This is a genomic window from Campylobacter sp. VBCF_04 NA7 (genome assembly GCF_027737405.1).
Classification (GTDB): Bacteria; Campylobacterota; Campylobacteria; order Campylobacterales; family Campylobacteraceae; genus Campylobacter_B.
The window spans coordinates 218711-238179 of sequence record NZ_JAOVTT010000002.1 but is presented as its reverse complement, the minus strand read 5'-3'; the positions used below and the strand labels follow the sequence as shown (position 1 = coordinate 238179).

18 protein-coding genes and 1 tRNA gene are annotated in these 19469 nt (G+C 41.2%); 4 read left to right on the top strand and 15 right to left on the bottom strand.

The annotated features are described in order from the left end of the window. Positions 1-2: 2 nt before the first annotated feature. From OFO00_RS02985 to OFO00_RS02955, 7 genes are read right to left on the bottom strand one after another with little or no spacing between them, the layout of a single operon-like run. Positions 3-860, bottom strand: coding sequence for an ATP phosphoribosyltransferase regulatory subunit (locus OFO00_RS02985; RefSeq protein ID WP_270864825.1), 858 nt, complete (start codon positions 858-860; stop codon positions 3-5). Beyond that, positions 857-4966, bottom strand: coding sequence for a sensor domain-containing diguanylate cyclase (locus OFO00_RS02980; RefSeq protein WP_270864824.1), 4110 nt, complete (start codon positions 4964-4966; stop codon positions 857-859). The genes OFO00_RS02985 and OFO00_RS02980 overlap by 4 nt, the downstream gene beginning before the upstream one ends. A 49-nt stretch (positions 4967-5015) precedes the next feature. Then, positions 5016-5705, bottom strand: a complete 690-nt coding sequence (modB, locus tag OFO00_RS02975) for a molybdate ABC transporter permease subunit (RefSeq protein ID WP_270864823.1) — start codon at positions 5703-5705, stop codon at positions 5016-5018. Then, positions 5698-6561, bottom strand: coding sequence for an ABC transporter ATP-binding protein (locus tag OFO00_RS02970; protein WP_270864822.1), 864 nt, complete (start codon positions 6559-6561; stop codon positions 5698-5700). Before OFO00_RS02970 ends, modB begins: the two co-directional genes overlap by 8 nt. Then, on the bottom strand, positions 6554-6937 hold the full coding sequence (locus OFO00_RS02965) for a hypothetical protein (RefSeq protein ID WP_270864821.1): 384 nt from the start codon (positions 6935-6937) through the stop codon (positions 6554-6556). The genes OFO00_RS02970 and OFO00_RS02965 overlap by 8 nt, the downstream gene beginning before the upstream one ends. Further along, entirely contained in the window at positions 6934-7701 is a 768-nt protein-coding gene (modA, locus tag OFO00_RS02960) for a molybdate ABC transporter substrate-binding protein (RefSeq protein WP_270864820.1), read from the bottom strand. The genes OFO00_RS02965 and modA overlap by 4 nt, the downstream gene beginning before the upstream one ends. Before the next feature lie 50 nt (positions 7702-7751). Then, the gene (locus OFO00_RS02955; protein WP_270864819.1) at positions 7752-8528 is read right to left on the bottom strand and encodes a TOBE domain-containing protein; all 777 of its coding nucleotides are present in this window, start codon (positions 8526-8528) and stop codon (positions 7752-7754) included. A gap of 186 nt (positions 8529-8714) precedes the next feature. Between OFO00_RS02955 and OFO00_RS02950 the strand changes: the two genes are divergently transcribed. From OFO00_RS02950 to OFO00_RS02935, 4 genes are all read left to right on the top strand, one after another. After that, positions 8715-9425 (top strand): MlaA family lipoprotein, encoded by a 711-nt coding sequence (locus OFO00_RS02950; RefSeq protein ID WP_270864818.1) that lies wholly within the window; start codon positions 8715-8717, stop codon positions 9423-9425. A gap of 2 nt (positions 9426-9427) precedes the next feature. Further along, complete coding sequence (locus OFO00_RS02945) at positions 9428-10015, top strand: Tgt2/MlaC family protein (protein WP_270864817.1); 588 nt, start codon at positions 9428-9430, stop codon at positions 10013-10015. 3 nt (positions 10016-10018) lie between these two features. Beyond that, the gene (locus OFO00_RS02940) at positions 10019-12511 is read left to right on the top strand and encodes an efflux RND transporter permease subunit (RefSeq protein WP_270864816.1); all 2493 of its coding nucleotides are present in this window, start codon (positions 10019-10021) and stop codon (positions 12509-12511) included. Between the two features lie 38 nt (positions 12512-12549). Next, positions 12550-12647 (top strand) — tRNA-Sec (locus tag OFO00_RS02935). Positions 12648-12829: 182 nt separating this feature from the next. Here OFO00_RS02935 and trxB read toward each other — a convergent pair. From trxB to rlmB, 8 genes are all read right to left on the bottom strand, one after another. Beyond that, entirely contained in the window at positions 12830-13771 is a 942-nt protein-coding gene (trxB, locus tag OFO00_RS02930; protein WP_270864815.1) for a thioredoxin-disulfide reductase, read from the bottom strand. Positions 13772-13852: 81 nt separating this feature from the next. Continuing rightward, positions 13853-14170 (bottom strand): thioredoxin, encoded by a 318-nt coding sequence (trxA, locus tag OFO00_RS02925; protein WP_270862210.1) that lies wholly within the window; start codon positions 14168-14170, stop codon positions 13853-13855. A 78-nt stretch (positions 14171-14248) separates the two neighbouring features. After that, positions 14249-14587, bottom strand: coding sequence for a YraN family protein (locus tag OFO00_RS02920; RefSeq protein WP_270864814.1), 339 nt, complete (start codon positions 14585-14587; stop codon positions 14249-14251). Beyond that, positions 14587-15852: a homoserine dehydrogenase gene (locus tag OFO00_RS02915; RefSeq protein ID WP_270864813.1), complete on the bottom strand. Its 1266-nt coding sequence runs from the start codon at positions 15850-15852 to the stop codon at positions 14587-14589. The genes OFO00_RS02920 and OFO00_RS02915 overlap by 1 nt, the downstream gene beginning before the upstream one ends. Then, positions 15849-17060, bottom strand: a complete 1212-nt coding sequence (locus tag OFO00_RS02910; RefSeq protein WP_270864812.1) for an LL-diaminopimelate aminotransferase — start codon at positions 17058-17060, stop codon at positions 15849-15851. The genes OFO00_RS02915 and OFO00_RS02910 overlap by 4 nt, the downstream gene beginning before the upstream one ends. Before the next feature lies 1 nt (position 17061). Next, the gene (locus OFO00_RS02905; RefSeq protein WP_270864811.1) at positions 17062-17817 is read right to left on the bottom strand and encodes a hypothetical protein; all 756 of its coding nucleotides are present in this window, start codon (positions 17815-17817) and stop codon (positions 17062-17064) included. Then, the gene (locus OFO00_RS02900) at positions 17811-18761 is read right to left on the bottom strand and encodes a helix-turn-helix domain-containing protein (RefSeq protein ID WP_270864810.1); all 951 of its coding nucleotides are present in this window, start codon (positions 18759-18761) and stop codon (positions 17811-17813) included. The genes OFO00_RS02905 and OFO00_RS02900 overlap by 7 nt, the downstream gene beginning before the upstream one ends. Then, positions 18754-19434 (bottom strand): 23S rRNA (guanosine(2251)-2'-O)-methyltransferase RlmB, encoded by a 681-nt coding sequence (gene rlmB / locus OFO00_RS02895; RefSeq protein WP_270864809.1) that lies wholly within the window; start codon positions 19432-19434, stop codon positions 18754-18756. The genes OFO00_RS02900 and rlmB overlap by 8 nt, the downstream gene beginning before the upstream one ends. Positions 19435-19469: the final 35 nt, after the last annotated feature.

The window sequence follows — 19469 nt, the reverse complement described above, 5'->3', positions numbered from 1 at the left end:
GTTTAATCCTTTATCATTAATTTTTCTATCAATGCATCAACCAAAAGTGCAAAACCACTCGACTTCAATCCGTCAATCTCATAATTTCCGCCATTGCAAAGCACGCTATTTTCGTCTAAAAATCTAAAAAATAGCGCCTTGTAATAGCGCATTTTTGAATAATACAAAAGTGAAACTCTGATATTTTTATACTCTACGCCTAAATTTAAAATTTCATCTAAACAAGGCTTGATTTCCTCTGGGACGATTTTTCGTAAATTTTCCACATCGCCCAAATTTGTCGCGCGCGCTGTTTTAGCCAGCCAGTCGCAGTTTTGAGCCAAAATTGTCTCAATCTCGCCCTTTTCAAAAACGCTAATTGGCAAATTTAGTATTTCGCAAATTCGCTTTGGAATTTCGATATTGCTTAGTTGCAAAACAGGTTCTAAGCTAAATTCTCTAAAAATTTGTATTGCGATTTTTATCGCCAAGGCTAGGTTGCTCTCGTCGATTAACTCTGCGCCGATTTGGTAAAATTCCTCGCTAGGGTATTTAAATGTAGGCTGGATATAAAAAAGTCTTTTTAGGCTTTCATCTTTTAATCTTCGGCGCACGATTCGCACGACATCGACCGTGCTATCAGCACGAAGCGCGATTTCGTGGTTGCTAGGATCGGAAAATTTCAAAAGCTTCGCCCCAGCCACGCTTAAATGCTGATGATACGAAAAATACGGTGTGAGAATTTCGCTAAAACCGTGATTTTCTAAAATTTTGCTAGCTTTGTTTTCGAGTTCTCTTTTTAGTTTTGCGCTTGTGCCAAAATATAGGCGCGAACCATTTGGTATTTCGTGATCAAAGTCCGCACTGACGCTATTTATCATGATTCCTCCAAATTTAGTATAAACTTATCTACTCGCGCTTTGTATTTTGTAATGAAGCTTTGTAAATCTTCAAATTCAAGCGCAAGAATATCCAAAATTTGCTTATTAATTTCTGTATTTAGCATAAATTTATGGCTTGTGGATTTTTCGATTCTGGTTTTGATCTCTTTGATTTCTTCTTGGAAAACCTCAAAGCGAAGATCAGTGATATCGCCGTGTTCTGCGTTTTCTAAAAATTCAAGCGCGATATTTTTGTAATCAAGGGCAATCAAAAAATTTTCAAACTCATCTTTTGTGATTGGCTTAGCGCCTTTGGCCTCTTTTAGCTTGGCAATGATAGCGGTGATTTCCTTCCTATCGACGGCTTTTCCGAGGAAATTTCCTTGCATAAAATTAAATTTAAAATTTTTAAGCAAACGGCGTGAGAGCGCGTTTTCGATACCCTGCGCGCCTAGTTTTTCAAATTTCAGCTCGCCGCGCAAGTATTTCACCAAATCTAGCAGATTTTTTATACCTTCGCGCTTTTTAGCGACATCTAGGCAAAGCCTCATATCGATTTTAATGATATCAAAAGGCATACCTTTTAGGTATTTTGAATTTTGGTGATTTGCATTATTTAGAGCAAATTTAATGCCAAAATCAGCGTATCTTTGTCTAATGAGTTTAAAATCAGCCGCGGTTCTGTCGTTAAAATCGGTGATTTCAAACATAAATAGCTCAGTCTTTGGCGCGTATTTTTCTATCGCGCGCGAAGCAAAATGGTAAAATTCATCGCTTTTTAGCACTTCTAGGCTGATATTTATCGAGCAGAGAGAATTTGTCTCTTTGTTAAATTTCAACATTTGCGTAAATGAAAATTTAGAGATTAAAATTTCAAGTTTCGGCTCTCTGATATCAAATAAAAAGTCGCTAGGCAACAAAACGCCCAAATTTTCGCGTCGCCAACGAAGCAAAAGTTCGTAGCCGTAAATTTTGTCTTTATCATCGATGATAGGCTGATAAAGCATGAAAAATTCGTTGTTTTCGATAGATTTTTTCAGCCTTTCCTCGCTGATTTGCAAATCGTCGAAATTCTCTTTATCAAAGATACAATATCTATTTTTTCCGCTCGTTTTAGCGCGGTACATCGCTCTATCTGCCCTACTTAAAAGCTCGTTGAAATCGATTTCTTCGCTTCCGTCGTAAAACGCCGCGCCCACGCTCACGCTCGCACTTACCTCGTTGCCATCAAGATTAAATTTTTTATTCGCAATTCCTAAAAGTCGCTCTAATAGCGCGTGCGCTGCTTTTTCGTCTTTCAAATCCCCTATAATCGCGCCAAACTCATCTCCGCCAAGTCTGGCTAAAATATCGCCCTTGCGAAGTAGGTTATTCATAGTCTTGCTGACCTCTTGCAAAAACAAATCCCCCACATCGTGGCCGAAATTATCATTAATCGCCTTAAATCCGTCAAAATCTATAAATAGCACAGCCGCAAGCCTGTTTTGTTCCTTTGCCGCGCTTAGATACTCGCCCGCTGCGTTCATAATGTAGATTCTATTTGGCAAGCCTGTGAGCGCGTCGTGGTGAGCGATTTTGACAAGCTCGCTCTCTTTTTTCTTAATCTCAGAAATTTCGTTAAACATTAAAATATAGTTGCTTACCACGCCAAATTCATCTTTTATCGCGATAGCCGAAAACAGCGCAGGGAAATCATCGCCGTTTTTCTTGACGCAGTAAATTTCATCTGTATAGCTTAGGCTCTCTTTGTCAAGCTTTTCCTTGATTTCGCCCATTATACCGCCGTCGTGATCGACTCTGAAATACTCTGGCACCTCGCCCACGACATCGGTTTCGCTAAATTGCATAATCGTATAAAATGCCCTATTTGCGCGGATAATCCTACCGATATCATCTGTAATGACAATCGCTTCTAACGACCTTAAAAATACATTTGAATTTAGATTTAGCTCAGCTTCAATGTCTTTTTTAGCGGTGATATCCTCGATAGTAGCGACGATTTCTTCGGCACCGCCACTTCTTTTTTCTTTTTTGCTAGCATATCCTTGCAGGCTAATCCACGCGTATTTTAGCTCGTCGTTATCGCTTAGCTCGTCATTTAGCTTGATTCTGATTTCGCATGAAATCTCATCGCTTATGCCTAGCTTGCATTTGTTAAGTTCGTCGTTAAATTTCTTCAAATCCACATAGTAAATTTTCGCTACGAAATCGCCTATACTCATCTCTGTATCGACGCTAGCTTCCTTACTACCTAAAATCTCCATATACTCTTTGCTAAGCATAATTTTTTTGGCTAGCAAATCAATCGTGCATGGGCTATACGATCTGGTTTTTAAAAGCTCTTCGTTGCTTTTCATATCTGATTTGAGTTTGTTGATTTCCATAAGCTTATCGTGTATGTTGGTAAAATACATAACGACTTTGCGCTCTTTTTTATACACGCAAATCGTAATCTCATAAAACGCCCTAATCGAATTTCTATGCAAAATCGGATAAACCCGCTTGGTAACTTCATTATTTTGCCTAGTATCGCTCATAAGGTTTCTTAGCTCGTTTTGCAAAGAATCGGCGTCGCTTTTTTGAAATAGGCTCCAAAAATATGTCTTACCCTCTAAAATTTGAGTATTTTCATATCCCCAAATTTCACGCGAACTAGCGCTGACATCGATTATTTCGCCACCTTTGATGACTACGGTTACGATTGGAGCGTCATTTAGATATTTATACTTTTCTTTGGTATCGGTGTAAAATTTGCGGTATTTTGAGGCGTCCAGTAGGACATAAAGCACCAAAATATCCTCACCATTGCGCACAAAGGTCTTTTTGATATACATATCCTTTTTGCCGTTTGGGGTATCGTGCGTGTGGATAACATAATTTTCTTTGGTGTAAAGTGAAATTTGGCTTTGGCGGGCGTTTTCATACAGCGAAGTCGCTTCTAGCGTAAAGATATTTTTGCCCACGATATCATCGCCGTAAAGCTCCTTGGCTCTAAGGCTAGCGTTGTTTATCATGCCATTTGTGTTTTCGACGCTAAAAATCATTAGCGAGCTTTTTTTCAGCGCGTCGATAAATGTAAAATCCACCTTGCTAGCCCTGCCAGAATACTGCACGCTTTCATCGAGTTTTTGCGCGATTTCTAAAATTTGATCTAGCGCGCCCATGGTTTCGATTTTACTCGCTGTGGATTTATACACGCCACCTGAAACCGAGCTGTGAAGCAGGTGCAAAGGCTCGAAAATTCGGCGTTTTAAAAATTTGTAATTTGTCAAAGTGATTAGCAAATACAAAAACAAAAAGCCAAGCGCTAGCAAAACCAAAAGGTTTTTTAGGCTTAGATATTCTTTTAAATTTTTGCTTATCATTATGAAATTGTTCGAATCGTCAAATTTCTCAAAATAGACAAATTTGCGCTCGCCAAGGCTTTTTAAAATTTTGAGTTTTTTCTCGCCTTCAAAATCAAATCTATTTGTATAAAGCACGAAAATATCGTTTGTGATATTAAAAATTTCGCCATCTTTGTTAAAAAGCAAAATTTCGCCAAGGCCGGTAAATTTGTCATTTAGCGAGGTTGTGTTTGCAAAGGCTATCAAAAATGTATTTGCCTCGACCCTTTGGATCAAAAAATATCTATTTGCGCCATTAATCTGCATGAAGCGCGAGATATAGCGGTTGTCTTTGATTTTTGAGATAAAATTATCAAGCCTAAGTTCGCCCAAATTTGCCATAGCCGAATCGTTGAAATACGAAGCTATAACCTCGTCTTGGTTGCCCACAGCCCTGACATAAAAAATCGCGTCGAAATTTTGCTTTTGTAAGGCTGTATGCTCGATAAGACGGAAATACAAGGTTCTTCTTGCATACTCGTTTTCGGTTTTTAAACCTTGATAGGTTTTAAGGTTTTCAGATAAAATTTGAAGTTCGCTAAAAAGCTCGTCGTTGCGGTCTTTTACAGCGTTTTTTGCTACGCTTAATTTAGTAGAAAGCTCGGCTTGGATATTTGAGCCCACAAAGCCAAAAATGCAAAAAACAAGCGCGAAAATAGCCAAAATTCCAAGAATCAAAGCTATAAAAAATCGTTTGGTTATTACTCTTTTATCTTCCATTTTTATGCCAAAAATTTAAATTTTTCGCGCCATTTTAGCAAAAAAGTGATTAAAGTCTTATTTTATTTGACCTTTCACCCAAAAAATGCATAGCCAAAAGCACCAAAAAGCTAAAAATCAGCATAATCGCCGAGTATAAATGCGCGCTGGTAAAATCTAAAATTTCAGTCGCCTCATAAATCGCGATCGAAGCCACCTTGGTCTGCTCGCTCACAGAGCCTCCTATCATCAGCACCACGCCAAACTCTCCCATAGTGTGCGCGAAACATATCACCACAGCACTTATCACCGAGGGTTTCATCGCAGGTAGTAGCACCCTAAAAAGCGTAGCAAAAAATCCCTTACCTAGCGACCACGAAGCGTGGCGAAGCGAGATTGGAAGCGAACGAAAGCCACTAAGCATTGGCGAAAACATAAATGGTAGAGAATAAATACAGCTTGCAATCACCAAACCACTGAAATTAAAGACAAATCGCACACCAAAATTTTCATCGAAAAACCTGCCAAGCGTCGAATACGGCGATAAAAACACAAGCAGATAAAATCCCAGCACACTTGGTGGAAGCACGAGCGGAAGCGAAATGACGCTTTCAATCACGCTTTTGGCGCGAAACTCCCTATACGCCATAAAATATGCCAAAAACAGGCAAATCCAAAACAGAGTAAATGTCGTCACCACCGAGAGTTTAAGCGAAATCAAAAACGGCGTAAGGTCTAAATTTTGCAAAGCTTCAATCATCGTTTTCCTCGATTTTTTTCAAATTTATATTAAAGGCCTTTGCGCCCACGCTCACGCTATCGCCCACGCGCAAATCCCTAGCCTCGCTCACGCTTAAAACCACTTCACAAAGTTGCGCCCCAACAGCGATTATAGCGATATTTACGCCACCTGCTTCGCGCAAAGCAACTACCTTGCCACGAAAGCTAAATTTTTGCGAACCGCTAGTTTGCAAGAAAATTTCACTTGGCGAGCCCTCGCGCACAAGGCTTCCATTTTTTAGCTCATACACACGCTCGCACAGCCTGTAAATCTCGCTGATATCGTGGCTGACAAGGATAATTGTAGGGCGAAATTTCTCATGGATTTTTTTGAGATAGTCTTGGATTTTTTCACGAATTTTATAATCTAGCGCCGATAATGGCTCATCAAGTAGCAAAATTTCTGGGTTTTGCATTAGAGCGCGGGCTAGTGCCACGCGCTGTTTTTGTCCGCCAGAGAGCTGCGAAATAGCGAAATTTGCGTATTTTTCAAGCTCTAAAAATTTTAGCATTTCGCCCGCTTTTTGCAAATCTTTTTTGGCAAAAAGCAGATTTTCTATCACGCTCATATTCTCAAAAAGCGCGTAGTCCTGGAACAAAAAGCCGATTTTACGCTGCTTAGCGTGCATAAATTTTCGCCCATTATCTAGCGTGATTTCGCCGTTTGTAATCGCCCCACTATCTATTTTCATAAAGCCAGCAAGTAGCCTTAAAATCGTAGTCTTGCCAGATCCGCTAGCCCCATACAGACAGACAAAGGCGCCTTTTTTTATCTCTAAATTCACGCTGATTTTAAAATTTTCGTTTAGCCGTTTTTCGCAATCAATCTTAATCATAAATTTTCTCTATAAAAATCGCGCTTGCATTTGCGTAAATGTAAATTTCATCACCCACGCAAAGCCCTAAATTTCGCACGCTCTGTGTGGTTGCGATAATGTCAAATTCTAAATTCTGCCCGCTTTTGCAAAAGCTTAAATTTGATAAAATTTCACCAAATTTAATATCTGAAATTTTGGCGCAAATTTCATTTTCTGCTGAAATTTCGCATTTTTTGCGCGCTAATACTGCCTGCGTCGCTTTAAAGCCAATTTCTACGCCAGATCCCACGACAAGGGAGCTTGGGAGTTCCAAAAAAACTCCGCAAAGCCCATGAGAGAAAAGAATTTTATAAATTCCCTCGCTCGCTAAAATTTGCTCTACCCTAACTCTCAAAACTCATATCCGTATTTTGCGAAAATTTCTCTGCCCTTATCGCTTAAAATAAAGTCATAAAACGCCTTTGCTTCGGCGTTATTTTGGGCTTTTTTAAGTATTACCATGCCTTGTGCAATCGGCTCGTAAAGCGAGCTAGGCACAAGCACGAAATGTTTGCCCTCCTCGCACGGCGCGCCTGCACAACCGCCATCTTTCATTTTTGGCGCATACATCGCACTGGCTGCGATAAATCCCACATCAGCGGCACTTATCGCCTGAGTTAGGGCTTCGCCGATTGATTTAGCCTCGATTATTTTTGCTTTTACGCTATCAAAAATCCCAGCTTTTTGCATAGCATTTACGCTGGCTGTGCCGTAAGGGGCTGTTTTTGGGTTTGCGATAGAAATCGTTTTTACCTTTTCGTCTTTTAGCGCGTCAAGCCCTTTCCCTAAATCCACGCTACGCACGCTTAGCATTGCAACCTTGCCCTTGGCGTAAGTTTGCGCCTTTGCCGTAGCAAAACCAGCCTCAAACAAATCATCGGCAAATTTCATATCAGCTGCCATAAAAATATCAAATGGTGCGCCGTTTTTGATCTGCGTATTTAGCGCGCCACTAGCTCCTAGGCTCACATTTAGCTTAGTATCTGGGTTTAGCTTTTCAAACTCAGACTTAATCTCGTCAAAAGCGTAAGTCGTATTCGCAGCCGCTGCGATAGATACCTCGCCCGCATTTAAGACGCCACATAGCGCAAGAGCGCAAAGTAAAAATTTGTGTTTCATAAATTCTCCTTAAAAAAATGGATTTTAAATTTTAAAATTTATCGCTCAAATCACACGCCGATAATGATATCATCGGGCTCTATGCACGCCATCACCTCATCGCCCACGCCCAAATTTAGCTCATTTGCGCTTTTACGCGAGATTATGGCGATTATGTTTTGATGACCTGCGGTATCAAGGCAAATTTGAGCGTTTTTAATTCCGATTTTAACATCACTGATTTTGCATTTCACGCCGCTACGCTCGCCCAAATTTTCGCCTTTTAAAATTTTCACACTTGGAGCTTTAAATATTAGCAAAACCTCTTTGCCGGGCCTTAATTCTAGGTTTTTTTCACTTTCGATTGTGATTTGCGCGTCTAGCTTTTCGCCACCTGAGAGCGTGAGCGTGATCATACTATCGACTGCGCCTCTGCTAATCTCGCTAATTACGGCATTTAATTGATTTCTGGCTGAGAGTTTTATGCCAATTCTTTCAAGTCCAATTAAATTTTCATCGCTGATATCATCGGCCTTTAAAATTTGCTCCAAAAAGCTATCGCCGACCCTGCTGATAATATCATAGGAGCGAATTAGGCTTTTAGCGTAGTCAGTGAGCTCCGAGCCACTATTTTTTTTCGAGCCTTGCGCGCGAGAAATCAGGGGCTTTTTGCTCGCGTTGTTTATCAAATTTAGGCTATCCCAGCAGTTTTTATAGCTAATGCCGATTTTTTGGGCGGCTTTGGTGATTGATTTGGTCTCATCGACAGCTTTTAGCAAGGCGATATGGCGTGAAATCAGCGTCGTATCCTTGCTAAGATAAAGTTCTAGCGCAAATTTAGCGTTCATAAATTTTCCTTTTTATTTCATTTACTTTTTGTGATTTTATCTGTATAAAATAATATATTTAAAAAGCTTAAAAATACCTTTTTATGGGATTTTATTTCATTATTTTAATTTTAATTTCACACATAGACAAAAATTTACTTAAATTTTGTAAAATCGCCCTTTCGATTAAATTTAAAAGGATAAGGGTTGAAATTTCATAGAGCTTTTTTATGCGCCGTTGCGTGTAGCTGTGCGCTGTATGCCACCGATACTAACGCCGAAATTGATGAATTTGACGCTGAGTATAGTCAAAAGGAAGTTTTCGATCCACTAAGTGGCTATAACCGCGTAATGACGGGCTTTAACGATGTCTTTTACCGCTATTTGGTGACACCTGTGGCCACAGGCTATGATTATGTCATGCCAGATCCCATACAAGGGGCGTTTGCGAACTTTTTCCACAATCTAATGTATCCAATGCGCCTGACAAACAACCTTTTACAAGGCAAATTCGAAAACTCATGGGACGAGACAAAGAGATTTTTGATAAACACCACAATCGGTTTTGCTGGGCTTAGCGACGCGGCGACCTTGCATTTTAACATACCGCGCCACGATGAGGATTTCGGGCAGACACTAGGATACTGGGGCGTGCCAGCAGGACCGCATATCGTCTGGCCGATACTAGGGTCTAGCAACCTGCGCGATACTTTCGGGCTTGTGGGCGATTTTTTCACCAATCCGGTAAATTATATCGACGATAGCACCGTGAGCATGTCGGTAAATGCGTTTAGGATTTTTAACGATTACTCTCGCGATCCTGAATTTTACGAGAAAATGACGAGTGGGGCTGTGGATTTATACCCATTTTTACGCGATGCTTATGAGCAAAGCAGAGAACAAAAAATAAAGGAATAAAAATGAAATTTTTTAAAATTTTAACTTTGGCGTTTTTGCTTTTTAGTTTTTCACACGCTATTAGCGACGCTGATATCGAGCCAGTAATGAGCCAAAAGGTCGCCACAGCAGTTTCGATTATGAGGGACGGCGCACTCGCAAAGGACGCAAAACCAGCCAAAATTTTCGCTCTATTTGATGAGTATTTCGACTATAAACAAATGGCAAAACTATCCCTTGCCAAGCATTATGCGAACCTTTCAGACGCCCAAATCGCCGAGTTTAACAAAGCTTACGAGGCGCATTTGAAACGCTCATTTATCGATAAACTCTCGCTTTATACCGACCAAGATATGAAAATTTTAAGCAAAGAAGCTCCAAGCGAAAAAAGACGCGTGCTAAAAACGCAAATCATCGGCGAGGATAAAAACTACGCAATAGATTTTAAATTTTTCCCAGCTGGAAGTGATTGGCGCATTTACGATGTCGATATCGTGGGCGTTAGTCTAATCCAAACCTACCGCTCACAATTTGGCGATGTCGCGCAAAATTTGGGCTTTGACGAGTTATTAAAACGCCTTAATGCGACCGTAATCGAAAGTGGCAAATAACGCTTGAAACGCATTTTTCGCTTAATTGTCAAATTTCCAAAGAGCGTTTTAGCTATATTTAGCGCTCTTGCGCTCTTTTTTGGTTATTTTTGCACGCACCTGCAAATCGACGCTTCTAGCCAAACTTTGCTTTTGGAAAATGACAAAGACTTAGAAATTTGGCGCGAGGTTAGCGCGAGGTATGCTACGCCGAATTTTTTCGTCGTGGCATACACACCCTCGCAAGACTTGCTAAGCAAACAAACACTTGAAAATATCGCAGAACTTAACGCCAAATTTAGCGCGCTAGATTTCGTTGATAGCGTGGTGGATTTGGGAAATGTGCCGCTTTTGTTAAACAAAAAGGGCGATTTGAGCGAACTTTTAAAACATATCCCCACACTAAAAGACGCAGATATCGACCTAGCCGCTGCTAAGCGTGAGCTACTAACTAGCCCATTTTACGCTTCAAATTTAGTCAGCGCGGATTTTGGCACGACTGGAATTTTGATAAATTTAAAACCAGAGAAAAAATACGAAGAGCTACTTCGTGCGCGAGATAGTGCGAAAAATGCCCTAAATTTGGCAAAAAAATCAAATTTGGCGAATTCTGATATTTCAAATTTAAAGCAAAATTTAAAACTTGCCGAGCAAAATTTCAAAGCTTACAGAGATGAATTACGCATTAAAGACCACGAAAATTTACAAAACCTTCGAGCTATAATCGCCGAATTTTCTAGCGCGCACCCTAGCGAGCGGCTGTTTTTGGGCGGTATAAATATGATAGCCGATGATATGATAAGTTATGTCAGAAACGACCTTAGCACTTATGGCGTGGGCGCGCTGGTGCTTTTGCTAGCATGCTTTTGGCTCTTTTTTAGGCAGGCGAAATTCATCGTGCTTCCGCTTATCATTTGCGCTTACTCGGTGGCAATTAGTAGCGGACTTTTTGGACTTTTGGGCTTTGAAATCACCGTAATTAGCTCAAATTTCATCGCCCTTGTGCTAATCATCACGGTTTCAGTATGTATCCACCTAATCGTAGCTTACCGCGAATACAGCGCGCGTTTTGCCAGCTTTTCGCAACGCCAGCTAGTATATGCGGTCTTGCGCGAGCGGGCTAGGCCATGCTTTTTTGCGATTTTTACCACGATTGTGGGATTTATGTCGCTAATCTTTTGCGATATTAAGCCTGTAATTTCGCTAGGAATTATGATGAGCGTGGGAATTGCATGCTCGCTAGTCGTGGTGTTTTGCCTCTTTGGCGCGGTGATGAGCATATCTAGGCGAACGCACAATAATCGCAGTTTTGAGAAACAGTTTCGCTTCACCCATTTTTGTGCGAATTTAGCCCTAAATCACAGAGGCAAAATTTACGCAGTTTGCGCGCTAGCTGTTTTGGCTGGGATTTTTGGGATTAGCAAATTGCGTGTGGAAAACAGCTTCATCGGATATTTTAAAGAAAATACCCCGATTTATGCTGGTATGGAGGTTATCGACACCAAGCTTGGCGGCACGATTCCACTCGATATCGTGATAAAATTCCCAAAATCGCAAAGCGCGCCAAGCGAGGAAATGGACGAATTCGAGGCCGAATACGCTGCGAACGAAAACGACCCAAAATACTGGTTTAGCTCCCAAAAAATGCGCATTATCAATAAAACTCACGCATTTTTAAAAGACCAAAACATTAGCGATCACAAATTTATCGGACAAGTAAGCTCTCTAAGCTCGCTTTTGCAAGTCGGGCGCGAGATAAACTCGGGCGAGGAGCTAGATGATTTAATGCTAGCGCTAATTTACTCCGAACTGCCTGAGAAATACCGAGAAATGGTGCTTTCGCCCTATGTTAGCATAGAAGAAAATGAGGCGCATTTTAGCGTTCGCACGATTGATAGCGATCCAAATTTGCGCAGAAATGAATTTTTGCAAAATTTACAAAATGATTTAGATAAATTGCTCGCAAATGACGGCGTAAGCGCGCAGGTAAGCGGTATAATGGTGCTTTATAATAACATGCTCCAAACCCTAATGAGCTCGCAAATCGGCACGCTTGGCATTACGATTGGGGTTTTGTTTGTGCTTTTTGTCTTTATTTTTCGCTCTTTTTCACATGCGTTTATTGCTATTTTGGTAAATTTAATCCCACTTTGCGTATGCTTTGGGATAATGGGGATTTTGGGCATTCCACTAGATATTATGAGTATTACGATTGCCGCGATTAGTATCGGTATCGGCGTAGATGATGTCATACACTATCTATTTCGCTTCCGACGCGAGTTCGCGCGCACGCGAGATAGCGCAGAGGCAATCCGCGCAAGCCACGCTAGTATCGGGTATGCGATGTATTACACATCGTTTGCGATAATTCTGGGATTTAGCGTTATGATGATAAGCAATTTTTGGCCGACGATTTATTTTGGGCTTTTAATCTGCCTTGTAATGGCACTTTTGTTGCTTGGCGCGCTCATAATCCTGCCTTCACTCTTAATGAGCAAATCTAGGTTAAAAATTTAATCTAAAATCAAATTTAGCCTGCTATAATGGCGAGTTTTGGAGAGGATGATGACCTGGTGGCGTCTGCGGACTTCAAATCCGATAAGAGGGCGGTTGACCGCTTTCTGGGGGGTTCGATTCCCTCACTCTCTCGCCAAAGTCTAAATTTCAAAATTTCAAATTCTTAGCGCAAAATTTTCCAAAATTCACAATTCTGCAAATTTTATACAAATTTAAAATTTAACTCAATGTTTTTGCAAATTTTAAAATTTTAAAATTTACATAAACCCCAACCATAAGGCGTGGCTGGGGTTTGAAATTTAAGAATTTAGAATTTGATTAATTTGAGTGTTCTAGATATGAAATCACGCCAAGGGCGGCTGTCGCGCCGTCTGCGGCTGCGCAAACGACCTGTTTTGGCGCATCTATGCGCAAATCACCCGCTGCAAAAAGACCCGGCAGGCTTGTTTGCATTTTTAGATTTACCACGACCTTGCCCTCATCGTTCATATTGCAGATAAAATCGCCGTTTTCGTCCCTTAACACGCTGTTTCGCACATCAAGCCCCACGAAGGTAAAAATCCCGGGCAAGCTCAATTCTCTTTTTGTGCCCGTGTTTTTATCGCTAACGACGATGCCCGTTACTCCGCTATTATCGCCTTTGATCTCATCGACAATGGCATTTGTGATAAGCTCGATTTTCTCGTTATTTTTGACCTTTTTGATAGTGTTTGGCGTAGCGCGGAAGCCGTCTCTTCTGTGGATTAGATAGACTTTCGAGCAGATATTTGCTAGATACAGCGCCTCTTCGAGCGCAGTATTTCCACCGCCAAGAACGGCTACTTCTTTATTTTTATAAAAAAATCCGTCGCAAGTAGCGCATGTGCTAACCCCGCGTCCGAAAAACTCGTCCTCGCCCTTGACCCCTGCTCTGCGAGGTTTCGAGCCAGTGGCTACGATTACAGCCTTAGCACGAGCAGTTTTGCCACCCTCTAAGATTATGCTAAATGCGCCGTCTGCGTCTTTTTTGATACGCTCGACGCTTATCATTTCGTGTTTGAGCCCGAAGCGAAAGCACTGCTCCTGCCATGGCGCCATGAAGCTCATGCCGTCCATCACGGTCGCTACGCCGGGGTAGTTCTCCATTTCAGAGCTACTTGTGATTTGGCCTCCTGGCATACCCATTTCATACATTACGACATTTTTAAGTCCGCCCCTTGTGGCGTAAAGTCCCGCACTTAGCCCAGCTGGACCGCCACCAATGATTGCTAAATCTAACATTTTTTCTCCTTTGTTTTATTTTTTAATCAAATTTAGGGCTAAATTTCAGTGAAAAATAAAAAGGGCTTTCGCCCTTAAATTTTAAAGTAATGAGTTGATTTTATCAGTGATTACTTGTTTTGATTGCGCGCCGATTAGTTGAGCTGCAACTTCGCCGTTTTTGAAAAATAGCATAGTTGGGATTGAGCGAACGCCAAATTCTACCGCCAAATCTTGCGCTTCATCGGTATTTACCTTGCAAATTTTAGCTTTGCCCTCAAACTCGTTTGCTAGCTCGTCGATGACAGGGGCAATCATACGGCATGGTCCGCACCATGGAGCCCAGAAATCAACTAACGCAACACCCTCGCCTACTACATCTTTGAAATTTGCAGATGTAAGTTCGATATATTTTCCCATAAATTCTCCTTTAAATAAATTTGGTTGAAAATCGGACTATTATAGTTTTACAATATTAATGAAAGGTAAAAATTTGGGTTATAATGAAATATTATTGATAAAATTTATCCGTTGCGGATAAATTTCAATTAAATCAATCTGCCAATCATCGCAAATTTCGTTTGTCAAAATGTAATAATCAATCGCCTTTAAAATTTTACTCATCTTCGCAGGCGTTACACGGCTAGCAGCGCAGTAATCGCCACTAGTCGCCTTAACCTCGATAAAATGCAAAATTTCATCTTTGCTCGCGATGATATCAATCTCGCCAAAGCGTGAGTGAAAATTTCGCGCAATTATCTTAAATTTATTCTGCTCTAACCACCCAGCCGCCCTATCCTCGGCAGAAAATCCAAAGAGATAATTTTTTAGCCCCATTACTCTTCGATTCTAATCATAAATGGTCGCTGTATGATAAACTCCTGCGCGTCCAGCTCGCCCATAGCGCGCTTGACATCGGCTTCTAAGCTCGTGTGAGTAGTGAAAAACAGCGTTACGCACTCTTCTGTTTTTTGCTTTGGTTTTTGCAAGAAACTATCAATTGAGAGGTTGTTTTCGCTTAATATATTTGTGATTTTGGCCAAAACGCCCTTTTCGTCTTTGACGCGAATTCGCAAATAATACTTCGTGCAAATTTCACTCATAGGCGAAATCACAAAATCATTTTCAAGCTCTTTTTTATAGCCTAAAATCGGGCTTTTGTTACCGCGAGCGATATCGATTAGATCGCTTATAACCGCACTTGCAGTAGCCCTGCCACCAGCTCCTGGCCCATAAAACATACTCTCGCTCATACAATCCCCAAAAACGCTCACACCGTTCATCGCCCCACCGACCTTAGAAAGCATTGCGTTTTGCGGGATTAGGGCTGGATGGACACGAAGCTCGACACGGCTTTCGTCAATGCGTTTTGCAATCGCCAAAAGCTTGATTACATACTCAAATTCGTGCGCGAAATATATATCTTCTTTGCTAATCCTATCAATACCTTTAATCAAAATATCCTCAGGCCTACCTTGCGCCCCATAAGCAATGCTAGCTAGGATTAGCAGTTTGTGTGCTGCGTCAAATCCGCCTATATCAAAGGTCGGATCAGCCTCAGCGTAACCTAACTCTTGCGCCTTTTTTAGCGCGTCTTCAAAATTTTCGTTTTTTTGCATCATATTTGTGAGGATATAATTGCTAGTGCCGTTTAATATACCGATAATTTTTTCGATTTTATTCGCACTTAAACCCTCGCGCAAAGCCTTGATTATCGGAATTCCACCAGCTACGCTAGCTTCGTAACCAAAAGGCGTGGAGCTGGCTAAATTTTCAAGTTCATATCTATGATAAGCCAAAAGTGCCTTATTTGCAGTAACGACAGCCTTTTTGCGTTTTAAAATTTCACTAACTATCTCATAAGGCTTTTCGACCCCGCCCATGAGTTCGACAAAAACATCGATATCATCGCGGTTTATGACTGAATTTAAATCATCGCTTAGCGGGATTTTAGCACTGCGCTTTTTGCTTAGATCTCGCACCACACCGATAACTGGCTCAATTTTAACCCCAGCGCGCGCAGTGATTGGCTTTTCGTTTTCGATGAGTATGTTTGCTACCTCATTACCGACGGTTCCGACGCCTAAAATCGCTACTCTCATTTGACCTCTTTAAGATATTTTTTGATATTTCGCGCTGCTTGGCGGATTCTATTTTCGTTTTCGATAAATGCAATTCGCACATAATCATCTCCCGCGCTTCCAAAGCCAATTCCTGGGCTAACAGCCACGCAAGCCTGCGTTAGAAGCTGTTTTGAAAACTCCATACTTTTTAATCCAGCGCATTGTGGAGGCAGTTTCGCCCACGCAAACATGCTAGCTTGTGGAGTTGCGATCTCCCAGCCTGCGTTGCCAAAGGCTTCTAGCAAGACATCTCTTCGTTTTTGATAAGTCGCCCTAATCTCTTCGATACACTCTTGCGGACCATCAAGCGCGATTGTAGCGGCTACTTGGATAGGGGTAAACATACCATAATCAAACCACGATTTTATCTTTTTAAGCGCGGCAACTAGGCGTTTGTTTCCACAGACAAATCCCACGCGCCAGCCAGCCATATTGTAAGTTTTCGATAGCGTGTATGCCTCGACTGCGACATCTTTGGCGCCATCGACTTCAAAGATACTTGGAGTTTTGTATCCATCGAAGCTAATCTCAGCATAAGCTATATCGCTGATGATATAAAATCTCTCTTTTTTCGCCATTGCTACAAGACGCTCATAAAAACTCTTTTCGACGGTTACGGTTGTTGGATTGTGCGGGAAATTTACCACGACATATTTTGGTCTAGGAATACTCTCATCAAATGTTTTTTGAAGCTCGATGAAAAATTTATTCTCGTCAAATTCCAAAGTTTGCGCATCGTAAGGCAAAGGGATTTTCACCACATTTCCGCCTGCGATAATGAAGGCTTGGGTGTGGATCGGATAGGCAGGATCTGGGACTACGGCTACATCGCCAGGGTTGATTATCGCGCTTGTTAAATGCACAAAACCCTCTTTCGAGCCCATTGTCGCGACGATTTCACTATCAGGATCAAGCATGACGCCGTATTTGCGCTTATACCAGTTAGCACATGCCAAGCGAAGCTTGTAAATGCCCTGACTTACGCTATATCCGTGAGTTTTGTCCTTTTGCGCGCTTTCGCAAAGTTTATCGATGATGTGCTGTGGCGTGCGGCCGTCTGGGTTACCCATAGAAAAGTCGATTATATCATCGCCCTTGTGGCGTGCTGCCATTTTAATCGCATTAACCTCAGCAAAAACATAATTAGGCAATCGCTCGATTTTGCCAAATCTAATCTCGTCAAACATCTCATCCTCCTATAAGTTTGATTTCTAAGCCTTGTTTGATATTTTCCCCAGCAAATGCGTCGCAAAGGTGCATATAATGCGCATTTGGCGGGAATTTAATCTCCAACTCTTTTACTTTTGCCTCACTGATTTTATTTGAAATTTCATCTAAATTTTTGTCATAAAAGGCTATGTTTGGATACCAAACCTGCGCGCCTTTGGTTTTAACAACTGCTTTTTTGGTGTTTGCGATATTTATAAAATAGCTACTTTTTAGCTCGTTTTGTTCTTTGTTTGTGAGTAAATTCATACTCTCAAAATTTAGGCGAAACAGCATTACATCGCCTAAAATCATAAAATCCTCGACATAAATTTTATGCTTTTTAAGCTCAGTATAAATCGCGCCAGGATCGACCATACGGTTTGTGCGCAAAAGTATGCTTCTTAGCTTTTCACCCTCGTCTAAATTTAGAAAAGCTAAATTTTTGTAATTCTCTAAATTTAGCCTATCAAAGACCAAATTTAGCGGTTTTAAAAGAAATTTTGAATTTTGCTTCGTAAGAAATTTTATCTCAATCCCGCGCGCCCTATCGCTTGGAGTGAAATTTAAAATTTGGTTTTTTTCTAAAATTTTGCTTATCTTTGTAAGGTCAGCAAAGCCGTTTTTATCGCTCAAATCATCAGTTGCGTTGATATCGTAACGCGCCAAAATTTCGCTAGGACTCGCACAAAAAGCCAGTCCCAAACAAAACGCGAGCGCGAAAACGATTTTTACCACTTTTTGCCCTTATTTAGCCGAATAAACTCTTCGTTTGAAATTTTGTTTATTTCGCCGTTTTTAATGTGGAGTTTGATTGTGTTTTTCTCGCTAAATTTCACTGGATCGCCCGGCTTTCCTATGTCAAACATACCATGCCCAGTAGCGATTAAAAGCTCGTCGCTCGCACTTAGCGTATAGCTTTCACTTGTAACAAATTCTCGTTTTTTGCCAGTAGTTAAATTTATTATTCCTAGCCAAATTTTAACATGCGGTGTGAGTTTAAGCTCGTCGCTTGGGCTAAATTTCGCGCTTGTGTTATTATCGCTAGCATTGCTATCACTTGCGTTTGCGTCGCTTGCATTAGCCTCTGCTTTGATGATTTGTATGCTTCGATCTAGCGCATTTGGCGCACTTGCGTTGTAATCGCTGGTGCTATAAGCACTAGCGTTAAATTCCAATGCGCGTGGCGATTCATAAGGCTTAATGCCTACATTTTCTAGCTGTTTTTGCGTATCGCTGACCACGCTATTATCGGAATATGTGGCGTTAGTTTCTTCATTTAGCACTGAGCCTAAAAATTCGTTAAATTTCTTATGAAGCTCGAAATAAAAAATCGCAGCGATTATCAAAAATATCGCCACTAGCCATATTATCCAGCCTCCACCCTCTCTTTTGCTGCCACTTGCACGCGCATAGACCTTTTCGACATGGGCTCTTTTGTTTGGTTCAAAACTAGCCTTTGCAGCCCTAAACTCGCTCAACCACTCGCTCAAATCCAGCCCAAATTCGCGCTCTAAAATTTTAATATATCCAGCGACATTGAAATTCGCAAGTTTTTGAAAATCTTTATCTAAAATCGCTTTTAAATTTTCCACTTCGATATGCGTTGCATTGGCGACCTCGCCTAAATCCATGCCTCGCAAACGCTCTAAATCTAGATCTTTTTTTTCCTTCTCATCCATTTAAAATCCTATCACAAAGTATCGCAAAAGCGGCGCTTACATTTAACGAATCCCAGCCCTCGCGCATTTTGATCGATACTTTTTTATCGCATTTTTTAAGCACTTTTGCAGGGATTCCAAATCCCTCATTTCCCATGACAAGCGCTCTTTTTTTGGCAAATTTTAGCTCTTTGAAATTCTCTCCGTCCGCACTAGCAGCGCAGATTTCAAACCCAGATTGTTTTAGCTCGTTTAGCGCGCTAAGCCCGTCAGCGAGCCTAACTACATTTAGCTCATAGGCTGCGCCCGAACTAGCCCTTAAAATGCCTTCGATGTTTAGATTATTTGCGACAATTATCACGCTATTTGCGCCCAAAGCGTAAGCCGTGCGCATAATCGCGCCGATGTTTCCCACATCGGTTAGCCCGTATAAAACGACCAAAAATTCATCGTTTTTCACACTCGCAAACTCGGCGAATTCAAACTCGCTAACCTCGGCTAAAAAACCTTGATGATTGCCGCCATGCGCCAAAGCTTGGGCTTTTTTGCTATCTACGCGCTCGACTTTGACACCAGTGCGCGCAATACGGCGAAAAATATCGCTCTCGCACTCCTTAGCAAGCATAATGCGAACAAATTTTTCGCTATGGTGTTCTAAAATATGTAAAAATAATTGTTTTCCGTAAATAATCATTTTGCGATTTTAGCAAAAAATGGTTAAGAGATGCC